We start from the raw sequence: 6,390 nt of genomic DNA on the forward strand, positions 1-6,390 counted from the left end.
CCCTCCTAATGTCTCGTCGCTCATTTTGGCTTGGAGGATGATGCCACTGGCTGTGATGTTGTTATTGATTTTGGCTTCGTTGGTTATATCTACTATGTTTAATGCTACTGCTACCCCTATACCAAAGGCGCTTTCTCCTACTGCGCTACCATCTGCTATGGCACTGGCATCTGTTTCGTTTGATGCTGCTAGTTTGAAGGTTCCACCTGTGTTTATTACTACCCCTGTTCCTAGGGAGGCTTTGGCAGTAGACCTGGCTAGGTTTAGGGCTAATCCCGCTGCTACTGATACCGCTCCATCACTGGTTTTTGCTTGCCCCTGTATTTTTTCTTTGCGCTCTTCTGACTTTTCACCTCCGGGAGGATTGTTGGGATTTTCATCTACGGGGGCATTTTTAGCACTGAAGCTGACTGAATGCTCCTGTCCCTGCTCTTGTACAGTTTCAACCCCTACATGCCATGTGGGCATGAACCGATATCTACTGAGGTTTTCTAGAGTACTTTTACTTACGGTGACAAAAACATTGTTATTGAAGTCTTCTAGGGTTTCTGCCAGTTGAATTTTCTTGCTGCTAATTACTTTGACATAATATGTTTTGGCTTCTGTGGGTTGATACCCAGTTTTGTTGTCATATGTATCTGTATTAATACCTGACAGTGGGGATTTAGGAGTGGCAGCGCTGGGATGTATTTGTACTACGACACCTTGTCCTGTTTTTAGTCCGTGGTTGTAGGTTAATTCGATAACATTAGATTCATTTCCTGATACATTGATAGTTGATGGCAGATAATAACCCAGTTCACGGGTTTTACCCGTTGTGACATCATATCTTTCTACCAAGGTAAATACTTGGTCGCCAATGCCTTTGCTATTGATATTTACTATTCCTTCCTTCTTACCTGACAGGGCATCACTGCGAGTCCTGGCCAGTTTGATGGTGTCATCGTCAACCTTAATCACATAGTAAACTGTGACGTCATAATATTTCTGGGTGAGTGTATCAAATGTTCCACCTATTGCCTTCCCTTTTATGGGGAATTTCGCCGGGTTATAGTAGCTAATTTTGTCTCCAGTTTTTAAGTCGTGCTTTGTGGAGAAGGTGATTTCATTTGTATAAATGTCAATTAGATTACTAGTATATGCAGGGGTAGTTGAGGTGATTATGTATGATAAGCTGTGCGCTCCGCTGCTATCGCTAGTCAAATCTATAACGTTATTAGTTGTACTATCTAATAACTGAACTCTTAAATCATCAATTTTTTTAACTTTGTACTGTCTACCATCTGTTAGCCCACCTATGGGTGTATTCCCATTAGGATTATACTTAACTACCTGACCATCTAGTAAGTAGTGATTTTCTGTGAAGATGATTTGATTTTTCTCTAGGTCTATTGCCAGTTTGGTGGCGGCTTGACTTGATATTGCTGATATGGCTTGGTCTTCGGCTGTCTTGGGTTTTTCTTTCTCTTCTGGTGGTGTCGGCTCTTCTCCTGGTGGTGTCGGCTCTTCTTCTGGTGGTGTTTCCTCTTCTTCTGGTGGTGTCGGCTCTTCTTCTGGTGCTTCTACTCCTTCGGCGCTGGCTTTGGCTATGGATTCTGATGCACCATATCCCTGGGCTGTAAAGCTAATATCTCCCTGGGCTGTAATGTCTCTTGCTGTGGTTGATTCTGTGATGTCATCTACTATGTTTATTGCTAGGGATGCTCCTACTCCCACGGTGCTACCAGCGGCTGCTCCATCGGCGGTGGTGCTACTCTTCCCTGTGTGTCTGGATGTTGCTTCTATTTCCCCCAGTTCTAATAATCCTGTTGTTCCCGCTGCTCCTATGTTTGCCTGTGTCTGGTTGGTGACTATGGTCATGGCTAAACCAGGGCTTAGGGCTATTCCCCCGGCGGCTCCTGTCTGGCTGCTGGTTTGACTGTTATTGTCTGATGTGGCGCTTAGTGTCAATTTAGCAGCGTTTGTCAGGGTGACGTTGTCTTTGAGGGCTGCTTCGGTTTTATTCCTTTCTATGTCTAGGGCTACTGATGCTCCTATACCGACGCTGGCTTCCCCTTCTTGTATGGCTTTGGCTTCTGTGATGCTGTTGGTGTTATTTTCTGCTTCTAAGGTGATATTTCCACCACGTACGTCTACTATGGCTCCACTGTTTATTACTGCTAGGCTGGCGTTTTCTCCTGTGTAGTTGAGGGCGAAGGAGCCTGCTAATCCTACGTTGGTGGCTCCGGCTCCTGATGTGGCTTGGGCTGTAAAGTCACTTGTGCCATCCCCTCCTAATGTCTCGTCGCTCATTTTGGCTTGGAGGGTGATACCACTGGCTGTGATTTCACTAGTGCCTATGCTGGCTGTGTTGGTTATATCTACTATGTTTAGGGCTACCGCTACCCCGATACCAATGGCGCTTTCTCCTACTGCGCTACCATCTGCTATGGCACTGGCATCTGTTTCGCTTGATGTAGCTAGTTTTAATTGTCCTGCTGCATTAATTACTATGCCGTCTCCTAGGGTGGCTGTAGCTGTGGAGTTGGCTAGGTTGAGGGCTAGGGCTGCTGCTATTGATACTTGCCCTTCTGTGGTTCTGGTTTTCCCTGCTATGGCGTTTTTATGTTCTTCTTTGTTGGGGGTATCGACGCTGTCTAGTTGGGTGTTAATCTGATCTTCTGATGTTTGCTCTTCGTCTCCCTCTTCGGGGGCTTCTGCTCCTCCTGCTGATGCTTTGGCTTCTGAGTCTGATGATGCATAACTATGGGCGCTTAAGGATACGTCACCAGCGGCTGTAATATTTCTTTGGGTGGTGGCGATGGTGATGTCATCTACGAAGTTGAGGGCTAATGCTGCTCCCATTCCTACGCTGTCGCCGGCGGCTGCTGCATCTGCTAGTGTGCTACTGTTGCCTTTATGGCTGGCTAGGGCTTCTAAGCTGCCTAATGTTAATATGTTACCACTGCCTATCAGTGCTGATGTTTCATTGCTGGCTATTGTTAGTGCTAATGCGGGGGTGGCAGCAATACCCCCTGCACTGCCGGCGGTGGCGCTGTTGTCAATGGTGTTGTCTGAGGCGGCTGATAAATTTAGGTTGCGAGCGTTATTGAGGATGGCGTCGTTTTCTATGGATGCTATGGTTTGGTTTTGCTGGATGGCTAACCCTATGGATGCGCCAATGCCTAATGTTTCCCCGCCCGACTGGGCGGCTTGGGCGGTGACTTGGGAGCTATTCTGGTTTTGTGCTTCTAGTTTGACATCCCCTTGATTAACATCTATGATGGCGCTGCTGTTGATTTGAGCCTTGGTGTCGCTGTTGAGAATATGCACGGCTAATGCACCAGCGACACCTACATCAGATCCCCCTCCGCCGGATGTGGCTTGTGTGGTAAATTCCCCTGTTGGTGTTAGGGCTATGATATCTATTTGCCCGGCATTGATTGATGTGTTGCTACCAATGTAGGCGTGATTATTTATATCTACTATGCTGACTGCTACTGCTACACCTACTCCCTGGGCGCTGTTACCAACGTTACTACTATCTCCTATGGTGTGTTGAGTGTTATTTGATGTGATCTTAATTGTTAATTTATCAGTATTTATATTTGGGTCGTTGATATTATCTGAGGCTATATATGCTTGGGTTTGGCTATTGAGTTTGGTAAATGCTAATGCTCCGGCAACTTCAACTGTGCCATCACTGGTTTTGGCTTGGTTCTCAGTTCTTGATTCTGGGGTTTCACTGTTGTTTGTGGCTCCCCCTGGGCTGGCGGTGGCGGTGGTGCGGATATTGTTTTGGGAGTCTGCTGATATTGTGATGTTTGATGCTTGAATCCCTTGAATGCTTGCTCCTTCAATATAGGCTTCTGTGATCCCAGTGATGTTTGCTATTGCTATACCCGCCCCTGCTTGGGCTGCGGAAGCGTCTCCACTGGTGGTAACGTTAATGTCATTATCAGCAGTGATGTTTAAGTCTCGATCCACTAGTAGGGAGCTAACCCCAAATATGTTGGTGGTGGCTATGCTCTCAATGATGGATGTGGCTACTGCTGCATCAGCGGTACTATCAGTGTATTCACTTAGTCCTGTGGCTGTTGCTGTTCCCTCAACTTGGGAAATGCTGGCTAAGGTGACGTTACCGCTACTTTCTATGCGGGTGTCTATGATGTTAATCCTGGCTGTGGAGGTGAGGTTAATTAGGGCTGCTGGTAAGCCGATGGCGCTACCTGTAACTGTGGATGCGGCTGATAAGTTAATATCCCCGGCTTTGAGGGTTGCGCCGGTGAGGTTAATTTCTACTGCTCCGCTGGCGTTGAAACCACTTTGTGTGTCTGATGCTGTGAAGGTGATGATACCATCTGTATCGTTTTCTTTTGTTAGGTCTATTGTTACATCTGAGTTGACAGTAATATTCTCAGCGTTTACGGTGACACTACCACCTTGAAGGGTTAAGTTTTGAGCAAATATGACTGTATCCTTACCATCTTCACCATCAATGATTAAGGATTGGCTGAAGTTAGGATCTAATGCCTGTATTGTAATTGTGTCATTCCCTGCTAAACCTCTAATAGTTAGGGAGTTACTGGGTTGATCAAAATGAACAGTTTGAAAGGTACTATTACTACTGGAAATTGTAATTTTCCCTGTGTTATCCGATTGGACGAGGATATCATCGTCCCCACCTGTAGCCTGAAATACCTTGTCGGTTGTAGTACTACTGTCAATAATTGTATTGACTGCTAACCCTGCATAGCGAATGGTCTTATCGTCCAGGTGAATTTCCCCTGAATGGGCGCTGTTAGCGATGAACTCTGTCTTGATGTACTCGCCACCATCAATTACCAATTTACCTAAGTTGCCGTCACCTCCATCAACCAGGCCATCTAGACTACCTTCGGGGGTAAATACAAAGGTAGCATGGTTATTTTCGGCAGCTTTGAGATTTTCCACATGGGAAAATTCAATATTGCTTAAATTACCGGAATTTTGCCCTGTGATATTCCATATGGTGTCCAGATCCGGACCGAATATTGTATCGTTATCTTCTCCACCATCGAGGTTAAATTGTGCCCCTGTACTGTTCAAGGACTCGATCAAGGAGCTATCCAGATAGAGACGATCATCGCCTGAGCCTAAATCTGCGGAGATATTGAGATCACTAGAGAGGGTTAACCCATTGAGGTGATAAAAATATGTACCGTCAACACTGAACTCTAATCTTTGCTCAGGATTCACCCTGAGATATAAGTCATCTGCTTTGTCTGTACCTAGGAAATTCACAGAGTTTCCAGCAAAGTTTCCTGTCAAGAAGTCATCCCAGGTTTGTCCGGTTAGGGGATCGATGTTGATCGTGGGACTAAACAACTGTGTTCCCTCTTGTGTTGTTAACCCTAGCTCAATAATCAGCTCCCCAGGATTTACATAAGGTGTAATCTGCTGTATGGTGTTTGGTGGATGGAAAGGATCTGAATTTTTAAACAGACCATCAAAGGGTTGAAATTCTTCTGGACTAAACCCGTTAGTTGTAGGTTGAATGATATCCATAATAAATTAGTAGTTGAGTTAATGATTTTGATTTGTGTGAGAATTTGAAACCCAGAATTATCAGCGGAAATATACGATCTCTTCAGCCTGTTTAAGGATAAATATTACTTATTAGTTATATCTAGAAAGAGATTATAATCTCTTTCTAGACTTTTTCATCTAAGTCTTTTTAAGGTAAAGTTTATTTAGGTAAACTTACTTACTTTTGCTTCTGGTAAACCACTAGGGCATGACTACTGAAACAAGAGTTAATTAAACTGCATCAAAAACACCTGATTCTTCTGTAGGAGCGTTAGCAATTTGTATTTCTTCCTCTTGTACCTTGGTTTGAGATTCCAGTTGTGGTACACCGGGCATACTTTCTAATTGCTCATTGGTAACTTGCAAATTAACCATAGTAGTCGGTGCATTATTGAGAAACTCAACTCCAGTTGCTACCTCGCGATATGGACGATTTAACAGATAGTTGAGTAAGGCATCACGCTGCTCTTGGGTAATTAAGTATACTTTCTTTTGAATCTGTGGCATAAATGACTGCTCCTTTGTTTATCAAATGAATCAAGTTTGATGAAGATACAAGAGTGGCTCTGAATATTACCCGAAAAATGAGTGTATTCCTAGCAGAAATTAGATTTAAAATAATTTGCTTGTTATTGTACTAGATCAAACAGGAAATAATCAAGTAAATTTTTGCACTTAATTGGACGGCAAGCTTTTCTATGCGGCTACATATAGCATTTCCCATGCTCGTGAGGTACAATTTTTTTTAGTTTGAGGCAACAGGGAAAAGGTAACAGGGAATTGGTGTGTACTTCATGAGCCTGAAAAAGGCTATAACATACCTTGACATCTCCCCTGGTTGAA

General features: G+C 44.2%; 2 protein-coding genes. Both read right to left on the reverse strand.

What is annotated here, in order from left to right:
• A partial coding sequence (locus NWP21_RS08735) for a hypothetical protein (RefSeq protein WP_280792387.1) occupies positions 1-5,526 on the reverse strand: 5,526 nt, incomplete at its 3' end.
• Between the two features lie 252 nt (positions 5,527-5,778).
• Complete coding sequence (locus tag NWP21_RS08740; protein WP_280792388.1) at positions 5,779-6,054, reverse strand: hypothetical protein; 276 nt, start codon at positions 6,052-6,054, stop codon at positions 5,779-5,781.
• Positions 6,055-6,390 lie beyond the last annotated feature (336 nt).

The organism is Anabaenopsis sp. FSS-46, from assembly GCF_029891665.1.
Lineage (GTDB): Bacteria > Cyanobacteriota > Cyanobacteriia > Cyanobacteriales > Nostocaceae > Anabaenopsis > Anabaenopsis arnoldii.